The organism is Paraburkholderia sp. RL17-381-BIF-C (assembly GCF_046026435.1).
Taxonomy (GTDB): Bacteria; Pseudomonadota; Gammaproteobacteria; order Burkholderiales; family Burkholderiaceae; genus Paraburkholderia.
The window spans coordinates 1-18,650 of record NZ_JARESX010000006.1 but is presented as its reverse complement, the minus strand read 5'-3'; the positions used below and the strand labels follow the sequence as shown (position 1 = coordinate 18,650).

17 protein-coding genes are annotated in these 18,650 nt (G+C 63.0%); all 17 read right to left on the bottom strand.

Annotation, left to right across the window (positions count from 1 at the left end; translation table 11 throughout):
• Window positions 1-186 precede the first annotated feature (186 nt).
• Window positions 187-1,737: an amidophosphoribosyltransferase gene (purF, locus tag P0D70_RS06210; protein ID WP_091804841.1), complete on the bottom strand. Its 1,551-nt coding sequence runs from the start codon at window positions 1,735-1,737 to the stop codon at window positions 187-189.
• A gap of 163 nt (window positions 1,738-1,900) precedes the next feature.
• Entirely contained in the window at window positions 1,901-2,395 is a 495-nt protein-coding gene (locus tag P0D70_RS06205) for a CvpA family protein (RefSeq protein ID WP_035561040.1), read from the bottom strand.
• A gap of 7 nt (window positions 2,396-2,402) precedes the next feature.
• A complete protein-coding gene (locus tag P0D70_RS06200; protein WP_408183601.1) occupies window positions 2,403-3,332 on the bottom strand; it encodes an SPOR domain-containing protein in 930 nt (309 codons plus the stop codon).
• Window positions 3,333-3,361: 29 nt separating this feature from the next.
• Window positions 3,362-4,672: a bifunctional tetrahydrofolate synthase/dihydrofolate synthase gene (gene folC / locus P0D70_RS06195; RefSeq protein WP_408183598.1), complete on the bottom strand. Its 1,311-nt coding sequence runs from the start codon at window positions 4,670-4,672 to the stop codon at window positions 3,362-3,364.
• A gap of 308 nt (window positions 4,673-4,980) precedes the next feature.
• On the bottom strand, window positions 4,981-5,853 hold the full coding sequence (accD, locus tag P0D70_RS06190; protein WP_091804851.1) for an acetyl-CoA carboxylase, carboxyltransferase subunit beta: 873 nt from the start codon (window positions 5,851-5,853) through the stop codon (window positions 4,981-4,983).
• Window positions 5,854-5,934: 81 nt separating this feature from the next.
• The gene (gene trpA, locus P0D70_RS06185) at window positions 5,935-6,747 is read right to left on the bottom strand and encodes a tryptophan synthase subunit alpha (RefSeq protein WP_408183594.1); all 813 of its coding nucleotides are present in this window, start codon (window positions 6,745-6,747) and stop codon (window positions 5,935-5,937) included.
• A gap of 35 nt (window positions 6,748-6,782) precedes the next feature.
• Complete coding sequence (locus tag P0D70_RS06180; protein ID WP_408183592.1) at window positions 6,783-7,688, bottom strand: DNA-methyltransferase; 906 nt, start codon at window positions 7,686-7,688, stop codon at window positions 6,783-6,785.
• An 11-nt stretch (window positions 7,689-7,699) separates the two neighbouring features.
• On the bottom strand, window positions 7,700-8,893 hold the full coding sequence (gene trpB / locus P0D70_RS06175; protein ID WP_408183590.1) for a tryptophan synthase subunit beta: 1,194 nt from the start codon (window positions 8,891-8,893) through the stop codon (window positions 7,700-7,702).
• 60 nt (window positions 8,894-8,953) lie between these two features.
• Complete coding sequence (locus P0D70_RS06170; RefSeq protein ID WP_408183588.1) at window positions 8,954-9,667, bottom strand: phosphoribosylanthranilate isomerase; 714 nt, start codon at window positions 9,665-9,667, stop codon at window positions 8,954-8,956.
• Window positions 9,664-10,476: a tRNA pseudouridine(38-40) synthase TruA gene (gene truA / locus P0D70_RS06165; protein WP_408183585.1), complete on the bottom strand. Its 813-nt coding sequence runs from the start codon at window positions 10,474-10,476 to the stop codon at window positions 9,664-9,666. The genes P0D70_RS06170 and truA overlap by 4 nt, the downstream gene beginning before the upstream one ends.
• Window positions 10,473-13,091: a FimV/HubP family polar landmark protein gene (locus tag P0D70_RS06160; RefSeq protein ID WP_408183581.1), complete on the bottom strand. Its 2,619-nt coding sequence runs from the start codon at window positions 13,089-13,091 to the stop codon at window positions 10,473-10,475. The genes truA and P0D70_RS06160 overlap by 4 nt, the downstream gene beginning before the upstream one ends.
• A gap of 139 nt (window positions 13,092-13,230) precedes the next feature.
• A complete protein-coding gene (asd, locus tag P0D70_RS06155; RefSeq protein WP_408183579.1) occupies window positions 13,231-14,352 on the bottom strand; it encodes an aspartate-semialdehyde dehydrogenase in 1,122 nt (373 codons plus the stop codon).
• Window positions 14,353-14,713: 361 nt separating this feature from the next.
• On the bottom strand, window positions 14,714-15,781 hold the full coding sequence (gene leuB, locus P0D70_RS06150; RefSeq protein ID WP_408183577.1) for a 3-isopropylmalate dehydrogenase: 1,068 nt from the start codon (window positions 15,779-15,781) through the stop codon (window positions 14,714-14,716).
• Window positions 15,782-15,852: 71 nt separating this feature from the next.
• Window positions 15,853-16,506 (bottom strand): 3-isopropylmalate dehydratase small subunit, encoded by a 654-nt coding sequence (gene leuD, locus P0D70_RS06145; protein WP_091804876.1) that lies wholly within the window; start codon window positions 16,504-16,506, stop codon window positions 15,853-15,855.
• An 87-nt stretch (window positions 16,507-16,593) separates the two neighbouring features.
• Entirely contained in the window at window positions 16,594-16,752 is a 159-nt protein-coding gene (locus tag P0D70_RS06140) for an entericidin A/B family lipoprotein (RefSeq protein ID WP_040124161.1), read from the bottom strand.
• A 6-nt stretch (window positions 16,753-16,758) separates the two neighbouring features.
• Window positions 16,759-18,168, bottom strand: coding sequence for a 3-isopropylmalate dehydratase large subunit (leuC, locus tag P0D70_RS06135; protein WP_091804879.1), 1,410 nt, complete (start codon window positions 18,166-18,168; stop codon window positions 16,759-16,761).
• 329 nt (window positions 18,169-18,497) lie between these two features.
• The coding region (locus tag P0D70_RS06130; RefSeq protein ID WP_408183832.1) for a citrate/2-methylcitrate synthase at window positions 18,498-18,650 on the bottom strand (153 nt) is incomplete at its 5' end.

The following is an 18,650-nucleotide window of genomic DNA, read 5'->3' as shown; positions in this document are numbered from 1 at the left end:
GCTTCATGTGCGGGGGAAAGCTGGAGCGGAGGTAGATGAATGCGGCTTGTCCACCATTCGCTTTAGCTGTTTCGGGTTGCCCCGCGTCCGCAAGCTGAGTTCAAATCGACGCAAGGTATCATGCTAACACGCTCGCGGCGTGGCGTGCAGCGTGCCACGCCGCGAGCGGCATCGTTCAGGCCGCGCTCAACCCACCGACAGTTGCAGATGCAGTTGCGAACGGGCCGGCGCGCCACCGTCGATCGCTTCGCTCGCGGCGTCGCGATCCGACTGCGACGACGGCGCGAGACGCGCGGTCTCGATGCGGTCGAGGTACTCGGTAGTGACGTCGCCGGTCACGTAGTTGCCGTCGAAACACGACGCTTCGAATTCCTTCAGCGCCGGGTTGATATCGCGCACTGCCTGCTTCAGCGCATCGACGTCCTGATAAACGAGATGGTCCGCGCCGATCATGCGCGCGACTTCGTCGTCCGAGCGGCCGTGGGCGACCAGTTCACCGCGCGTGGGCATGTCGATGCCGTAGACGTTCGGGAACTTCACCGGCGGCGCCGCCGAAGCGAAGATCACCTTGTTCGCGCCGGCGTCGCGCGCCATCTGCACGATTTCGTGCGACGTGGTGCCGCGCACGATCGAGTCGTCGACGATCAGCACGTTCTTGCCCTTGAATTCGATGCCCATGGCGTTCAGCTTCTGGCGCACCGACTTCTTGCGCACAGCCTGGCCCGGCATGATGAAGGTACGGCCGACGTAACGGTTCTTGAAGAAGCCTTCACGGTATTCCACGCCCAGCTTCTTCGCGACCTGCATCGCGGCCGGACGGGACGAATCGGGAATCGGCATCACGACGTCGATTGGAACGTCAGGCAGTTCGCGCTTGATCTTCTCCGCGAGGTAGTCGCCCATGCGCAGGCGCACGTTGTAGACCGGCACGCCGTCGAGCACCGAGTCCGGACGCGCGAGATACACGAGTTCGAAAATGCACGGGTTCAGGCTCGGGTTCGTCGCGCATTGCTGCGAGTGCAGATTGCCTTCGATGTCGATGAAAACCGCTTCGCCCGGCGCCACGTCGCGCACGAATTCAAAGCCGATACCTTCGATCGCCACCGATTCCGACGCCAGGATCCACTCGACGCCTTCGGCCGTTTCCTGCTTGCCGAGGCACAGCGGGCGGATGCCGAACGGGTCACGGAAACCCAGCAGGCCGTAGCCCGCGATCAGCGACACGATTGCGTACGAACCGCGCACCCGGCGATGCACGCCCGACACGGCGTTGAACAGCGCGGCCGGATCGAGTTGCAGGCCCGAGCTGGAGAGCTGCAGTTCGTGCGCGAGCACGTTGAGCATCACTTCCGTGTCGGAATTGGTATTGATGTGGCGGCGATCGATGCGGAACATCTCATCTTTCAGCTGCTGCCAGTTGGTCAGATTGCCGTTGTGCGCGAGGATGATGCCGAACGGCGCGTTCACGTAGAACGGCTGGGCTTCTTCTTCGCTCGACGCGGAACCAGCGGTCGGGTAGCGGACCTGGCCGATACCGGTCGTGCCGGGCAGGCTGCGCATGTTGCGCGTGCGGAACACGTCGCGCACCATGCCGTTGGCCTTGTGCATGTGGAAATTGCTGCCGTTCGCTGTCGCGATGCCGGCGGCGTCCTGACCGCGATGCTGCAGAAGCAGCAGGCTGTCATAGATCAGCTGATTGACCGGAGAGTGGGAAACTACGCCTACGATGCCGCACATGGCATGTCCTTCAAAGGTACGAAATTCGTCATGGCGACCGCTGCCTGCAACGGAGTCCCCGAGGGGACCTGCTTCGGAGCGTATGCAAGTTACGCGACCGAACTTAACGGCAGCCGGTTTGCGCCGGAGTCCTGCTGCGTTTCCCTCATCACTCGCCTGATCGTCACACTCGGACGTAGGCAGCAAGCGTCTCGGGAAGCAGCGGTTTCATTACGTGCACGCCCTCGACCGCATAGGGCCGAAGCAAGGCGTTGCGCCAGAATTCCTGTTGGGGCAGTTCGGTCAAGCCAGCCAGGGCGACCAGAATCAGCACCAGAATGACCCCGCGCACGAGGCCGAACATCAAACCGAGCGAGCGGTCCACGCCGCTCAAGCCGGTTGCCTGCACGATGCGGCTCAAGAGGGCGTTCAGCACGCTCGCCACCAGCACCACACCGATCACCACCAGCGCGAACGCCAGCAGCCACTGGGTCAACGCGCCGCCCGGCCAAGTGGACGGGATAAACGGCACGACGTAACCGACAAAGCGGCAAGCAATGAAAAATGCCGCGATCCAGCCGATCAACCCGAATATCTCGGACAAAAACCCGCGCCATGTGCCGCGCAACGCCGACAAACCGATCACCGCCATTACAGCGTAGTCGAAGGCAGTGAACATCGCCGACTTACTGTGCGGCGCCGCTGTTCGCGCCCGACATCAAGCCGGCCTCGCGAACCTTTGCAATGGCGGCGCTAGCCGCTGCACGGTCGGCGAACGGGCCGGCCCGCAGTAACGTAAGCGTGGAGCCGTCTGCCTGCTTCCGATGTTCGGTATATGTGGGCACACCTGCCGCTTTCAACTTGGCAGCCCAGTTTCGCGCGTTGGCGTCGTTCGCGAACGCGCCGAGTTGCACGGCGAAACGGCTGCCAGCCGGCGAGGCCGGCGTGCCGGAATTCGCGTCCGCGCTGGCGGCCGTGTTCGTGTCGTCGGAACTCGTGGCCTGAGCGGTCGGCGCCGGAACGGTCGCGGCGTTATGCGTAACCGGAGGCTTGGCCGGCTTGGCTGGCGCTGCGGGCGCCGCCGGCGTGGTGTTGGCAGCAACGGACGGCGCCTGCGGTTTCGTCGCCGGCTTGACCGCGGAGGCTGCCGCGGCGTTTGCTTCCGCGCTCGATTGTTTCGTGACGCCAGGTTGGGCTTGCTTGGCTGCTGCCGTGGCCGGCGCGAGACCGGATGCGGCGAGTGCTGAGTCTGGCGTGGGATTGTCGGGTGCTACACCGGCCTGCGTGTCTTCCTCGGCTTTGGCGAGCTTCGGCGCGGGACGGCTTGGAATGTCGATGGAGATGTCGTCTGTGACGGGCTTGGGGTGCGAGTCCAGCACCATCGGCAAGATGACGACCGCGGCCACGACCATTGCGATCGCGCCCACGAGGCGGCGACGCGCACGCTGCTTTTCCGGCAACGTAGGGTCGAGCAGCATCGCATCGGCGTCGACGGTGCGCTCCGTGCGGCGGGTTCGCCGCTCCACGCGCTCGCCACGGGCGGCCCGGGTGGAACTGGTATTTGCGCCGCGCCGGTTGGGCGCGTCGTCTTTCTTGCCGAACGAGAAAATTCCCATGAATCGCTTGGTTCGAGCCTGGCGCCCGTTCAGTGTTGCTGCGATTTACGGTAGGCCATGACGCCTGCTACCGTATAGAAACTGCCGAAAACCACGATTCTATCATTCTCTGACGCTCGTTTTAGCGCGTCTTGGAAAGCCTCTGCTGGTGTGGCGTAGCGCGTCACGCTGCTGTCGGCGCCCTCGCCCACGCCCTGCTCGCGCAATGCCGTTTCGAGCTCTTCCGCTGACGCCGCCCGCGGCGTCGGCAAATCGGTTACGCACCAATGGTCGATTTCGCCTTTCAGGTGCGCCAGTACGCCGGCTATGTCCTTGTCGCGCATTGCGCCGAACACCGCGTACGTGTACGGGAAGAAGCCCATGTTCCCGAGGTTTTGCGTCAGCACGGCGGCCGCGTGCGGATTGTGACCGACATCGAGCACGATGGCAGGTTTGCCCGGCAGCACCTGGAAACGCCCAGGCAGCTCTACATTCGCGAGGCCGAGGCGGATGTCCTGGGCCGACACCGGCAAACGGTCACGCAGCGCTTCGAGACCGGCAAGCGCCGCTGACGTGTTGATCAACTGATTCGCGCCGCGCAGCGCCGGATAGGCCAGCGCCGAACGCCGCATGGTCGGGCCGACGTAGCTCCATTGCTGGCGTTCGCTGCCTGCCTGGCCTTCGTATCGAAAATCGCGGCCGAACAGCCACAATTCCGCGCCGATTTTTTCAGCGTAATCGATCAGCGATTGCGGCGGCACCGGGTCCGCGCAGATCGCCGGCTTGCCCGGCCGGAAAATGCCGGCTTTTTCGAAGGCAATTTTCTCTCGCGTATCGCCGAGATAGTCCGTGTGATCGATATCGATGCTGGTGATGATCGCGCAATCCGTATCGAGGATATTGACCGCGTCGAGGCGGCCGCCCAGGCCGACTTCAAGGATCACCGCATCCAGGCCGCGCGAAGCGAACAGGCTCATGATCGCCAGCGTCGTGAATTCGAAGTAGGTGAGCGTGACCGGTTCGGCGAGGCTCAGCCGAGCCGTTTCGACGGCCTCGAAGTGCGGCAGCAGATCCGCGTCGCAGGCCATTTGGCCGTTCACCCGAGCACGTTCATTAAACGACAGCAGATGTGGCGACGTGTGGCAGCCGACCGTGAACCCCGCGCGCAGCAGAATGGATTCGAGGATCGCGCACGTGGAACCCTTGCCATTCGTGCCGCCGACCGTGATGACCGGGCACGCGAACGACAATTGCATGGCGTCGCGCACCTGGGTGATTCGAGCGAGACCCATGTCGATGCCGACCGGATGCGCGGATTCGAGGTGCGTGAGCCACGCGTCGAGGGTGGGGAATGTGGTCATCGGGTGAATCGCGAGTGAATCGATTTGGCAGTATTGCGAATGTGCGCCGCGAGCGGTCGGCTGCGGCTGCGGCTGCGGCTGCGGCTGCGGCTGCGGCTGCGGCCAGAGCCTAGTCTCTGAGGCGGTTTATGCGCGGAAACTCAGCGCCTGCGCCGGCCTTCGTCGGCAACCGGCGCTGCGTTGCGAGACCATAATTATCCCGGAAATGACAGCGCGCCGCTTGATCCCTCACGCGGCGCGCTATTTTTACTGCTTTTTTTGACGGCGGGCGCGCTCGACAAAGCGCGCCACTCCACCGCGCAGCCGGCTTACGCCACCGCGTCAGCCGGCTGATGGCTCAACAGCGCCATCAATTGAGCGATTTCTTCACGCAGCTTGCGGCGGTCGACGATCATGTCGATCGCACCCTTCGTGAGCAGGAACTCGGCGCGCTGGAAACCTTCCGGCAGCTTCTCGCGCACGGTTTGTTCGATCACGCGCGGGCCGGCAAAGCCGATCAGCGCCTTCGGCTCTGCGATCACCACGTCGCCGAGAAACGCGAAACTGGCCGACACGCCGCCCATGGTCGGATCGGTCAGCACGGAGATGAACGGCAGCTTGGCTTCGGCAAGCTTGGTCAGCATGGCCGTGGTCTTCGCCATTTGCATCAGCGACAACAGGCTTTCCTGCATCCGCGCGCCGCCCGATGCGGTAAAGCAGATGAACGGCACCTTCTGCTCGAGCGCGTTCTGAGCGCCGCGCGCGAAGCGCTCGCCGACCACCGAGCCCATCGAGCCGCCCATGAACGAGAATTCGAAGCAGGCCACCACCACCGGCAGCGTATGAATCGCACCGCCCATGACGACCATTGCGTCGGTTTCGTCGGTGTCGTCCATGGCTTCTTTCAGACGATCCGGGTACTTGCGGCTGTCTTTGAACTTGAGCGCGTCGACCGGGACGATTTCCTGGCCGATTTCGTAGCGACCTTCCGGATCGAGCAGGCCGTCGAGCCGCTCACGCGCGCCGATGCGCATGTGATGATCGCACTTCGGGCAAACGTGCAGATTGGCCTCGACGTCGTTGCGGTACAGCACCGCTTCGCACGACGGGCACTTGATCCACAGGCCTTCCGGAATCCCCTTGCGGTTCTTCGGGTCGGTTTGTTTGATTTTCGGCGGCAGCAGTTTATCGAGCCAGCTCATATTGAATCCTTCTGGGGTCTACGATCGCGCAAACGGCGGGACAAGCCCGCCGCTCACACTACAGAAGACAAAAATTAACTGTTATCGGGCAGTCGCGATGCTATCCAGCGCCTCGCGCACCTCGGCGACGAAACGCGTGAGCGTCTCGGCGGCGGTGTCGGGCGCCGCTTGTTCCAGCAATTGCACGATACGGCTGCCGATCACGACGGCATCGGAAACTTCGGCCACCGAACGCGCGGTTTGCGCGTCACGAATGCCGAAACCGACGCCCACCGGCAAGGGGACGCGCGACTTGATGGCCGGGATTTTACTCGCGATGCTGGAAACGTCCAGATTCGCCGCTCCGGTCACCCCTTTCAACGACACATAGTAGACGTAGCCGCTGGCAATTTTGCCGACTTCCGCGATACGCTCGTCGGTGGACGTGGGCGCAAGGAGGAAAATCGGGTCGATGCCGGCAGATCGCATCTGTTCGGCGAAGTTAGCACACTCTTCGGGCGGGTAGTCGACAACCAGCACGCCGTCCACGCCAGCTTCCTTGGCGGCCTTTGCGAAAGCCTCGGCGCCCATGCGCTCGATCGGATTCGCGTAGCCCATCAGCACGACGGGCGTCGTGTCGTTGGTTTCGCGGAAGCGTTTGACGTCGGCGATCACGCGGCGCAGCGTCACACCGTGCGCCAATGCGCGCTCCGACGACTGCTGGATCACCGGGCCATCGGCCATCGGGTCGGAAAACGGCACGCCGAGTTCGATCACATCCGCGCCGCCGGCGGCGAGCGCATGCATGAATTCGACCGTACGGGCAGGATCCGGGTCGCCGGCCGTCATAAACGGAATCAGGCCTTTCTTGCCTTGGGCGGACAGCGCAGCAAACGTGTTCTTGATACGGGACATGGAATATTCTCGAATTGAGTTACCGCGCAGCGTGCTCATTGCACTTCGGTCTGCCGTTGAGTTTTGGCTTTGACCCGGCGCGCCACCGGCGGAGCGGCAGCAGCGCTGACCCGCTCACGCGCGATCGTGCAGTAACTTTCATTGATCTCATAGCCGACGAATTCGCGCTGCTGTCGGGCGCAAGCGACTGCGGTGGTGCCGCTGCCCATGAAAGGGTCGAGCACGCGGCCGCCCTTCGGACAACTTGCCAGCACCATCCGCTCGACAATTTCCAGAGGCTTCTGGGTGGGATGCGCGACGCGCTCGGCATGTTGCCGATGCAGACGCGAAACCGACCAGACATCCTTTGGATTATAGCCAACCTCGAGCCACTTACTGCCTTCGAACAATTTACGCGAACGCGCCTTCTTCGTGGCGGCATCGTACGGGATGCGAACGGGATCGAGATCGAAGAAGTAATCCTTCGACACCGCGAAAAAGCCGATGTTGTCATGCACCGAGGTAAAACGGCGCACCGTTCCGCCCATGCTCGGCACACGCCGGTCCCAGATGATTTCGTTGATCATCGTGAGTTTTGTCTTCAGGAAGCTGAAGATTTCCGGCGCGTACTGCCACGTGCAGAAAATGTAGAGCGAACCCGACGGCTTGAGCTTCGGAATAGCCAGCTCGAGCCAGCCACGCGTCCAGGCGAGAAAGTCTTCGCCCGTACGCATGTCGGAGTCGTTGCCGTAATCCTTGCCGAGCCCATAAGGCGGATCGCACAGGATCAGGTCGATCGACCCGTCGGGAATGTTCGCTACATCGGACAGAAAATCGCGGTTCAACAGCTGAATGCCGGCGGGCACCTGCGGCAACAGCAGTGCAGGCGCCTCGGCCGCCGGGATATCGGCGGCCGGCGTAGTTTCAATTGCCGGCTGCGGCTCGTCGAACTCGTCACGCATCGTCGCGGCGCTCAGAACTGAATGCCCGATCGCTCGGCGACCGTATGCATGTCCTTGTCGCCGCGGCCCGACAGATTGACCAGAAGGTATTTATCCTTCGGCAGCGTCGGCGCGAGTTTTGCGGCATAGGCCAGCGCATGGCTGGATTCCAGCGCCGGAATAATCCCCTCGATGCGGCAGCAGTCGTGAAACGCTTTGAGCGCTTCTTCGTCGGTGATGCCGACATATTCCGCGCGCTTGCTCTCTTTTAACCACGCGTGCTCAGGACCGACGCCCGGATAATCGAGGCCCGCTGAGACCGAATGCGTCTCGATGATCTGCCCGTCTTCATCCTGAAGCAGATAGGTGCGGTTGCCGTGCAGCACGCCGGGACTTCCGCCAATCAGCGAAGCAGCGTGGCGGCCGGTTTCGATGCCGTCGCCAGCCGCTTCCACGCCGATCAACTTCACCGATGTGTCGTCAATATACGGGTAAAAGATACCCATAGCGTTCGAACCGCCGCCAACACACGCGATCACGGCGTCCGGCTGACGGCCGACCAATGCAGGCATTTGAACCTTGCATTCGTCGCCGATCACGCGCTGGAAGTCGCGCACCATCATCGGATACGGGTGCGGACCTGCCACCGTGCCGATAATGTAGAACGTGTCTTCGACGTTCGTCACCCAGTCGCGCATGGCTTCGTTCAACGCGTCTTTCAGCGTGCGCGAGCCGGATTCGACTGGCACGACGGTCGCGCCGAGCAGTTTCATACGGTAGACGTTGGCGGCCTGGCGGCGCACGTCTTCGACACCCATGTAGACCACGCATTCCATGCCGAAACGCGCGGCGATGGTGGCCGTGGCCACGCCGTGCTGACCGGCGCCGGTTTCCGCGATCACGCGCGGTTTGCCCATGCGCTTGGCGAGCAGCGCCTGGCCGATCACGTTGTTGATCTTGTGCGCACCGGTGTGATTCAGATCCTCACGCTTGAAGAAGATCTGCGCGCCGCCGAGCATCTCGCTCCAGCGCTGTGCGTGGTAAATCGGCGACGGACGGCCAACAAAATACTTCAGTTCGCGCTCGTATTCGGCGACGAAGTCGGGGTCTTTCTGGTATTTCTCGTAGGCTTCGCGCAATTCGTGGAGCGCGTGAACCAGCGTTTCAGCGACGAACGAGCCGCCAAATTGGCCGAAATGGCCTCTTTCGTCAGGCAAGTTATACATGGTGATCACTCTTCTCAGTGTGGCGCGCGGCTCTCGTGCGAGAGCATCGCGGCGCCGGAATCATTCAGCGTCCGCTGCGCGCACTGCGCGTACGAACGCCGCCATCCGGGCGTGATCTTTCACGCCCTTGGCGCCCGGCGTTTCGATGCCGCTCGAGACATCGACCGCGTACGGGCGCACGCGATGGATCGCATCACTGACGTTTTGCGCGCTCAACCCACCACTCAAAACGGCCCGACGCGCGAGCCCTGCTGGAATAAGTGACCAATCGAAGACCTTCCCGCCGCCGCCGTATCCTTCGACATGGGTGTCGAACAGAAGGCCGCTGGCTGCTGAATAGCTAAGAGCCGATTTTACCAAATCGGCCGGCTGAGTATCCGCCGCAACGCGTAACGCACGCAACCAAGGCAAACCCGCAACGCCGGCAAGCGATTCGCACTGCTCCGCGGTCTCGTCGCCGTGAAACTGCAAGAGCGTGAGCCCGACGTTGCTCACCACTTCGCGAATCCAGTCCGGCGTAGCGTTGACGAAAAGGCCGACCACCGAGACGAACGGCGGCACGTCGTGCACCAGCTCGACGGCCTGCGCGACGCTGACCGAACGCGGGCTCGGCGGGTAAAACACGAGGCCGATCGCATCGGCGCCGAGGTTGATCGCGTGGGCCACGTCTTCCGGCTTCGACAGGCCGCACAGCTTGATGCGCGTGCGATGCGGCATGGCCTGCTGGTCCACACCGGTATTGGATTCGTTCGCGAAGTTTTCAGTTGATTTCATGTTTGCGCCTGCTCGGTCCATACGGTACTCCACGGCACGCTGCCCGTCTGCGGCGCGGGCACGGCGAATTGCTCAGGATAGCCCACCTGCGCCAGATACAAGCCGTCGGGCATGAAGGTCGGCGCGGCGACCTCGCGATCGCGGCTCGCCAGCACCTCGGCCATCCATTCGACCGGGCGACGGCCACGGCCAATGTAGACGAGACAGCCCATCAGGTTGCGCACCATATGGTGCAGGAACGCGTTCGCCCGAAAACGGAAATGGACGAAGTCGCCCTTCTGCTGCACGTCGATCTGATACAGATGCTTGACCGGCGTTTTCGACTGGCATTGCGACGAGCGGAACGCCGAAAAGTCGTGCTCGCCGATCAGATGAGCGGCGGCGGCCCGCATCGCGTCGACGTCGAGCGCCGCATGCAGCCAGCCGGCGCGCGTCGCCAGCATCGGCGAGCGCACCGGATGGACGTAAAGCACGTAGTAATAGGTCCGCTCGAATGCCGAGAAACGTGCGTGGAACTCGTCGGGCATCGGCTTGGCCCACTGCACCGAGATCGTCTTCGGCAGAAACGAGTTGGTGCCGCGAACCCAGGAAACGTCCGCGCGGTCGAGTTCGGTATCGAAATGCACGACCTGGCCGAGGCCATGCACTCCCGTATCGGTGCGGCCCGCAACCACGGTGGGCACCGGCGTCTGCGCGAACTCACGCAGCGCCCGTTCGAGCTCGTCCTGGACGGTGTTGCCATGCGGTTGCGACTGCCAACCGCAAAATGCCGAACCGTCGTACTGGACGCCTAGAGCGATACGCTTCACGACAACGGGGCGAGCGTCGAGAGCAACGCGCGGGCCTCGGTGCGCGTACCCGGATCGTTCGTCTCGATCACTTCGTTGATGAGCGCGCGCGCGCCGGACAGATCGCCAAGTTCGATGTACTCGGCAGCCAGATCGAGCTTGTTGCGAGCGATGCGGGTGAGATCGGCCGGCGTAAATGCCGGCAACGGCTCGGCCGGGCTGGGCGGCAACTCGAGGTCGAAATCGAGCTTCAGCGCGCCGAAGCCGGACGCGCCAAAGCCGGCACCGAAACCGGCGCCCAAGCCGGCGACGGACGCGTGACCTGCGGTACCGGCTGCAATCTCATCGGCGACGTGCGGTGTGTCGTCCGGGTGGTGCTCGGGGGCGGACTGTTTCGCCGTGGCTTCCGGCGATGCCACCGGTTGCGTCGACAGCGAAGCGGGTGCGTGCACGCGGTCAGCGGATGACTCGACGCGCGGTGGCAACGGCATGTCGAGGCTGCCGAAGGCATCGACGGCGTCGCGCGGAAACTCGGTCGGCACCGACGGCGCGTGCTCAGTCTGCGCCGATTGATGCAGTTCGACCGACGGTTCCTGCGGTTCGGCGGGCACATCGTCCCATTGCAAACGATGAACGGGTTCCTCGTGCGGGAAGGCTTCGTTGAGGGGCTCGGGCGGCGCCAGCGGCAGAGCCTCGGCGCCGAGTTCCGCGGCGGCGGCAAGGCTCGCGGCCATGGTCGCGTCATCGAAGTGATCGAGCGGGGGCGCAGGAAGGGGTTCGGGCGCGAAATCGCTTTGAGCGGACGGCGCGCTGTTCGGCTCGACGTGCGCGGATTCGGCGGATGCGGATGTTGTGTCGTGTTCGTGCCAGACGTGCTGGGCTGCGGCAGGGTCTTGTGCGGGTGCCGCTGCGTGGCTGGTGGATGCGTGGCTCGATGCGGATTGTTCAGTTGCTGCGCGGTCTGCCGCTGCGTGTTCCGCTGCTGGGTGTTCGGCTGCTGCGTGTTCGGCTGCCGCTTGTTCGGCTACCACTTGTTCGGCCGCCGCTTGTTCCGCCGCTGCTTGTTCTGCCGCCGCCGGTTCTGCGGCTGCATGCTCTGCGGCTGCATGCTCTGCGGCTACACGTTCTGCTGCGGCCTGTTCTGCGGCTGCGGGCTCTGCCGCGGTCTGCTCTGCGGTCGCACGTTCCGCCGCGGCCCGTTCTCCGGCCACACGTTCCCCCGCGCCCTTTTCTGCGGCCATACGTTCCGCCGCAGCCTTTTCTGCGGCTGCGCGTGCCAAAGCCTGCTCTTCCGCCTCCCGCGCCGCCGCCCGGCGAAATTCCGCGTCGCGTTCTGCTGCTACTCGCTCCGCCATCTCACGCGCCGCCGCGTCACCTTCCGCGGCCTCACGTTCAGTCGCCGCCAGCGCCGCCGCATTTCGGGCCGCCACCTCGTCGTTCGCGTCCGGCGTTTCGTGTACCGACGGAGTCTGCGCGCGCGTCTCAACAACCTCCTGCGGGCCCACTGACCGCCCGGACGCCGCAAAATCGCTCCCCTCCGACGCAGCTTCAGCCGCCGCGGCGCGCTCGCGCTTCCGGCGCCCCATACGCAACGCCGCGAGCAGCGCAACCAGCGCCGCACCAACCGCAGCCGCCACGCTCAGTTCCGTCTGCGACATGCCGACATCTTTCGACGTCGAAGCTGCCGGCGTACCGACGTGACCAGGCGCAGTCGCCACCGAGGACGCACCGGGTGCCGACGGCGCGACGCCAGTCGACGCGCCGCCCTTAACAGCCGGCGTACCGCCAATGCCATGCTTCTGCAATTCCATCAGCACGCGATTTTTCAATGCGAGCAATTGCTGCAAACTCGAGACTTGCACACGCGGCTGCGAAGCCGGTTGTGCGGCGCTCGCCGCGCCAATTGTTCCGGCACCGGCCGCCGAGGCGCCTTCAACAGGCTCGCTAGCTGAGGGCTGAATCGAGCCGGTCCATTCATGAGCGGTGCTGGCCGGCAATACTGCTGCCTGCGATCCGGCGATCGGCGCAGAGGAAGCCGTACCGCCCGCCGTCGCAGAGCTTGCCTCGGCAACTGCACTGGCCGGCGCCGACACGGCAGGAGTGGCTGTCGTCGCAGACACGGCAGGGACGGCTGGCGTCGCCGCGCTTGACGGCGCTGCATTGACCTGCGCGACGCCGCTCGCCGTAGCTGTGCTCGGTGCCGAAGCAGGCGCAGCTGCTGCAGAACCAGCAGACGCAACACCCGCCGACGACGCAGCCAGCGCCCCCGAGGCGTCCAGCGCCGGCACCGTCAACACCGCACCCACGCGCATCCGGCTCGGATCATGGCTCATGAAGGCGTTAGGATTCGCCTCGAACAACGCGCGCGAGGCGCGTGCGAGGGTCGCCCGGTCGTGCGACTGCGTGACGGCAATCGCCACGTCGTTCAGCGACTGCCCTGGACGAACCGTGAATTGACCACCGTTCGCGTAGGAAACGGAGGCCGCGTCCGGCGCGCTCGCGGCGTCGCCCGGCGCAGCGAGCGCGCTGCCCACGGCGGCGGGACCCAGCGCGAGAGCCAAAGCGGCGGCGGCCGTCAGTCGGCGCGCACCTTGATGAACGAACATAGCCCGAAGGGATGAGAGTCGAAGGTTCATCGGGACTCCTGGCGCGTCAGCGCGCAGCCCTTTTTTGCGGTTGGAGAGAGACAAGATAATCGGAGCACACAATGAAAAAAGCGCCGCGCAAGCGCGACGCTTCTTGAGTTTTCTACGCGTCGTGAGCGCGTAGTTTACTTTACTTGTCGAGCACAATGCGAAGCATGCGACGCAGCGGTTCCGCAGCACCCCACAGCAGCTGATCCCCGACCGTGAAAGCCGACAGATATTCGCCGCCCATTGCCAGTTTGCGCACGCGGCCGACCGGCACCGTCAGCGTGCCCGTCACGACCGCCGGGGACAGATCGCGCATCGACGCTTCACGCTCGTTCGGCACCACCTTGACCCAGTCGTTGCCCGACGCCAGGATGCTGTTCACTTCGTCCAGCGGCACGTCCTTGTTCAGCTTGATGGTCAGCGCCTGCGAGTGGCAACGCATTGCGCCGATCCGCACGCACAGGCCGTCGACCGGAATCGAACCGGGCGTGCCCATGGCCGGCTTGCCGAGAATCTTGTTGGTTTCAGCGCCGCCCTTCCACTCTTCTTTCGACATGCCGTTGCCGAGATCCTTGTCGATCCACGGAATCAGCGAGCCGGCGAGCGGCACGCCGAAGTTGTCGGTCGGCATGCGGTCGCTGTTCATCGCGGCGAGCACGCGGCGGTCGATGTCGAGAATCGCCGACGACGGATCAGCCAGATCTTCCTTGGCCGCACCGTACAGCGTGCCCATTTGCTGCAGCAGCTCGCGCATGTTTTGCGCGCCCGCGCCCGAAGCGGCCTGATACGTCATGGCCGTCATCCAGTCGACGAGGTTTTCGCGGAACAGGCCGCCGAGCGCCATTAGCATCAGGCTGACCGTGCAATTGCCGCCGATAAAATTCTTCTGGCCCTTGACCAGCGCGTTCTTGATCACGTAGAGGTTGACCGGATCGAGAATGATGACCGCGTCGTCCTTCATGCGCAGCGACGAAGCCGCGTCGATCCAGTAACCGTTCCAGCCCGCCGCGCGCAGCTTCGGGAACACTTCGTTCGTGTAATCGCCGCCCTGGCAGGAGATGATCGCTTCGCACTTCTTCAGGTCTTCGATGCTTGTCGCATCTTTGAGCTTGGTCTCGTTTTTGGCGAACGACGGCGCGTTGCCGCCCGCGTTGCTGGTGCTGAAAAACACCGGTTCGATAAGATCGAAATCGCCTTCCTGCTGCATACGTTGCATCAGGACGCTGCCGACCATGCCGCGCCAACCTACGAGACCTACGTTCATGACTTCATACCCTTCGAATGGAAACTTCCCCGCATCTTTGCCCGCAGTGACCGCGCGGGGAAGATGAGCGGGCACGACGGACGATCAGCGCTTCGTGATCGTTTTCGGGGTAATCGTTTTAATGGAAGCTTTGGCGGTAATGGCGAGCTCAACCACACGGGCCGTTTTGCCGTGCAGTGTCGAAATCGAGGAGATTTGAGCTGTGTGCGCCATCGCTACAATATACACGAAAACCGGAATCTGGCGACGTCAATGTCCGCCGCTGTCGCCCGTATTACGCGCGAATCGGCCTCATTCGAGGCCAATTCGCGTTTTAAAGGCCGTTTCACGACCTGACTTCTGCTTGCTTCGCGCGCTTTTTTTACAGTGCTGCGACGACCGCGTCGCCCATGGCAACGGTGCCGACCTGCTTGCAACCCGGCGTGAGAATGTCGCCGGTGCGGAAGCCCTGTTCGAGCACTTTTTTCACGGCATTTTCGATGCGATCGGCTTGCTCGGCCTTATTCAACGAATAGCGCAGCATCATGGCAGCCGACAGGATGGTAGCCAGCGGATTCGCGACGCCTTTGCCGGCGATGTCCGGTGCCGAACCATGCGACGGCTCGTACAAGCCCTTGTTGTTCTTGTCGAGCGAGGCCGACGGCAGCATGCCGATCGAGCCCGTCAGCATGGCCGCTTCGTCGGAGAGAATGTCGCCGAACATGTTGCCGGTAACAACCACGTCGAACGCCTTCGGCGCCTTGACCAACTGCATGGCCGCGTTGTCGACGTACATGTGCGACAGTTCGACGTCCGCGTATTCCTTCGAAACGTCGATCATCACATCACGCCAGAACTGCGAGGTTTCAAGCACGTTCGCCTTGTCCACGCTCGTCAGCTTCTTCTGACGCTTTTGCGCTGCCTGAAACGCGACGTGCGCAATGCGGCGCACTTCGGGTTCCGAATAACGCATCGTGTCGAAACCTTCCTTGGCGCCTTCGAACAGGCCGTCGGGCGACGAACGCACGCCGCGCGGCGCGCCGAAATAGATGTCGCCGTTCAGCTCGCGCACGATCAGGATGTCGAGGCCCGAGACGATCTCTTCTTTCAGCGACGATGCGCCGGTGAGCTGCGGATAGCAGATTGCCGGGCGGAAGTTCGCGAACAGTTGCAGGTGTTTGCGCAGACCGAGAATGGCCTGCTCCGGGCGCAGCGCGCGTTCGAGCGAGTCGTACTTCCAGTCGCCAACGGCGCCGAACAGGATCGCGTCGGCTTCTTTTGCCAGCGCCAGCGTCGAATCAGGCAGCGGATGGCCCTTCGCTTCGTAGCCCGCGCCGCCAACTGGCGCTTCTTCGAGTTCGAATTTCTCGCCGAGTACATTCAGGACCTTGACGGCTTCCTTGACGATTTCGGGACCAATGCCGTCGCCCGGCAACACTGCGATCTTCATGCGAATTCCTTGAGATTTTCTTCGAGACTTTTGAGCTTGAATCCGTAAGCGCGCGCTACGCCCTTACGCCTTCAACCGACGATGCGGTGCGCGAGCCACGGCTGCTTCGCGATCCGTTCTGCTTCGAACTGGCGAATCTTGTCCGCGTGGCGCAGCGTGAGGCCGATGTCGTCGAAGCCGTTCAGCAGGCAGTACTTGCGGAACGCCGCGACTTCGAACGGATACTCCGTGCCGCCGTCCGACGTGCGCACGACTTGCGCTTCGAGATCGACCGTCAGCTTGAAGCCGTTGAACGCATACGTTTCGTTGAACAGGTGATCGACTTGCTGTTCGGTCAGCACGATCGGCAACACGCCGTTCTTGAAGCAGTTGTTATAGAAAATGTCGGCGAAGCTCGGCGCGATCAGCGCGCGAAAACCGTATTGCTCCAATGCCCACGGCGCGTGCTCGCGCGAGCTGCCGCAGCCGAAGTTCTTACGCGCCAGCAGCACCGAAGCGCCTTGATAACGCGGCTGGTTCAGCACGAAATCCGGGTTCAGCGGACGCTTCGAATTGTCCTGACCCGGCTCGCCGTGGTCGAGGTAGCGCCATTCGTCGAATGCGTTCGGGCCGAAACCCGTGCGCTTGATCGACTTCAGGAATTGCTTCGGAATGATCGCGTCCGTGTCGACGTTCTCGCGATCGAGCGGCGCCACGACGCCGGTGTGTACGATGAATTTATCCATGACGCTTGGCACCTGTTTCAAGACCGGGCGATGCGCGCGGCGGCCGCAAAGCCGCTCGGCGCATGGCCGGCAAAAATCAAAAACCGCTTATTTATCAGCGTGATTGCTGATCGAATTGCCGAGGTGCGACATGTCCTCGCCGAATCCGTGCACCGTGTTGCAACCGGCTAGACCGAGCAAAAGCCCAGCCAGGGAACCGAGCGCGAAGCGACGCAATAGAGTGGTGCGATTCATGTTCTTCATCATGCGTGTTTATCCAAGCTTGCGAATATCGACGAAATGCCCTTCGATGGCGGCGGCCGCAGCCATCGCGGGGCTCACGAGGTGGGTACGCCCACCGGCGCCCTGACGACCTTCGAAATTACGATTCGACGTGGACGCACAACGCTCACCCGGCTCCAACCGGTCGGCGTTCATGGCGAGACACATCGAGCAACCTGGTTCACGCCATTCGAACCCGGCGTCGGTAAAGACCTTGTCGAGGCCTTCACGTTCCGCCTGTGCCTTCACGAGACCCGAACCCGGCACGACCATGGCCAGACGGATGTTCGGCGCCACGCGGCGGCCCAGTTTCTTCACGACGTAAGCCGCGGCGCGAATGTCTTCAATACGCGCGTTGGTGCACGACCCGATGAAGATTTTATCCGGCTTGATCGATTCGATCGGCGCATTCGGTTCGAGCGCCATGTATTTCAGCGCACGCTCCATGGCGTCGCGCTTGACCGGATCTTTTTCACGGTCCGGATCCGGCACGCGGCCGTCTACGGCCGTGACCATTTCCGGCGACGTGCCCCACGTGACTTGCGGCACGATATCCGCGGCGTTCAGTTCGACCACGCGGTCGAAGTGCGCGCCTTCGTCCGTCTTAAACTGCTTCCAATACTCGACCGCGTGATCCCACTCCACGCCTTCCGGCGAGAACGGGCGGCCTTTCAGATACTCGATGGTGGTGTCGTCGACCGCGACCATGCCGGCGCGCGCGCCTGCCTCGATCGCCATGTTGCAGACGGTCATGCGGCCTTCCATGGAAAGCGCGCGGATGGTCGAGCCGCCGAATTCGATCGCGTAGCCGGTGCCGCCTGCCGTGCCGATCTTGCCGATGATGGCGAGCACGATGTCTTTCGCGGTACAGCCGCGCGGCAGCGCGCCTTCCACCTTCACCAGCATGTTCTTGCTCTTTTTCTGCAAGAGCGTTTGCGTGGCCAGCACGTGCTCGACTTCCGACGTGCCGATGCCGTGCGCGAGCGCACCGAACGCGCCGTGCGTGGACGTGTGCGAATCGCCGCAGACGATCGTCATGCCCGGCAGCGTGGCGCCCTGCTCCGGCCCGATGATGTGCACGATGCCCTGGCGCAGATCGTTCATCTTGAACTGCGTGATGCCGTAGGCGTCGCAGTTCGAATCGAGCGTGTCGACTTGCAGCTTGGAAACCGGATCGGCAATGCCGTGGCTGCGGTCTGTGGTCGGCACGTTGTGGTCCGATACCGCCAGGTTCGCGCTAATGCGCCACACCGGACGCTCAGCCAGCTTCAGGCCTTCGAACGCCTGAGGGCTGGTGACTTCGTGCAGCAGGTGACGGTCGATATAGAGAATCGTCGTACCGTCTTCTTCCGAGTGGACCACGTGTGTGTTCCACAATTTGTCGTAGAGAGTCTGTGCCATGGTATGCGGGGTAGTAATGACTGCGGGCTGACCGTGTCGGTCGATTATGCCACGCAGAATCCCGCTTTGGGCCGCTCAATCAGGAAGAAAACCGATAAAAAACAGGGAGTTGGGTGGTAGTGCCGATACCTGTATCGACGTTACCCGGCACGCCTGCGCGCGCTTGCAGCTTGCTGCACCGCCGCGTGATCTCATGCTCGAACGCGCGAAATCGAATCCGAAAACAAAATGCCCCGGCGGGAGAACCCGTCGGGGCATTTCTTATCAACCACATTCCGCGTCAGCTCGCGGCAGAACCGACTACTGCGAACGACGCGGACTTAAACCAATCAACGTTGCGCGATCGGCTTGGCTTCACGTTGCGTGTCGCCGATGAACAGCTGACGCGGACGGCCAATCTTCTGTTCAGGATCAGCGATCATTTCGTTCCACTGTGCAATCCAGCCGACCGTACGTGCCATCGCGAAGATACACGTGAACAT

Excerpts from the sequence above, each read along its gene's own strand:
- purF (WP_091804841.1), bottom strand. The coding sequence starts at position 1,737 with ATGTGCGGCATCGTAGGCGTAGTTTCCCACTCTCCGGTCAATCAGCTG.
- P0D70_RS06205 (WP_035561040.1), bottom strand. The coding sequence starts at position 2,395 with ATGTTCACTGCCTTCGACTACGCTGTAATGGCGGTGATCGGTTTGTCG.
- P0D70_RS06200 (WP_408183601.1), bottom strand. The coding sequence starts at position 3,332 with ATGGGAATTTTCTCGTTCGGCAAGAAAGACGACGCGCCCAACCGGCGC.
- folC (WP_408183598.1), bottom strand. The coding sequence starts at position 4,672 with ATGACCACATTCCCCACCCTCGACGCGTGGCTCACGCACCTCGAATCC.
- accD (WP_091804851.1), bottom strand. The coding sequence starts at position 5,853 with ATGAGCTGGCTCGATAAACTGCTGCCGCCGAAAATCAAACAAACCGAC.
- trpA (WP_408183594.1), bottom strand. The coding sequence starts at position 6,747 with ATGTCCCGTATCAAGAACACGTTTGCTGCGCTGTCCGCCCAAGGCAAG.
- P0D70_RS06180 (WP_408183592.1), bottom strand. The coding sequence starts at position 7,688 with ATGCGTGACGAGTTCGACGAGCCGCAGCCGGCAATTGAAACTACGCCG.
- trpB (WP_408183590.1), bottom strand. The coding sequence starts at position 8,893 with ATGTATAACTTGCCTGACGAAAGAGGCCATTTCGGCCAATTTGGCGGC.
- P0D70_RS06170 (WP_408183588.1), bottom strand. The coding sequence starts at position 9,667 with ATGAAATCAACTGAAAACTTCGCGAACGAATCCAATACCGGTGTGGAC.
- P0D70_RS06160 (WP_408183581.1), bottom strand. The coding sequence starts at position 13,091 with ATGAACCTTCGACTCTCATCCCTTCGGGCTATGTTCGTTCATCAAGGT.
- asd (WP_408183579.1), bottom strand. The coding sequence starts at position 14,352 with ATGAACGTAGGTCTCGTAGGTTGGCGCGGCATGGTCGGCAGCGTCCTG.
- leuB (WP_408183577.1), bottom strand. The coding sequence starts at position 15,781 with ATGAAGATCGCAGTGTTGCCGGGCGACGGCATTGGTCCCGAAATCGTC.
- leuD (WP_091804876.1), bottom strand. The coding sequence starts at position 16,506 with ATGGATAAATTCATCGTACACACCGGCGTCGTGGCGCCGCTCGATCGC.
- P0D70_RS06140 (WP_040124161.1), bottom strand. The coding sequence starts at position 16,752 with ATGATGAAGAACATGAATCGCACCACTCTATTGCGTCGCTTCGCGCTC.
- leuC (WP_091804879.1), bottom strand. The coding sequence starts at position 18,168 with ATGGCACAGACTCTCTACGACAAATTGTGGAACACACACGTGGTCCAC.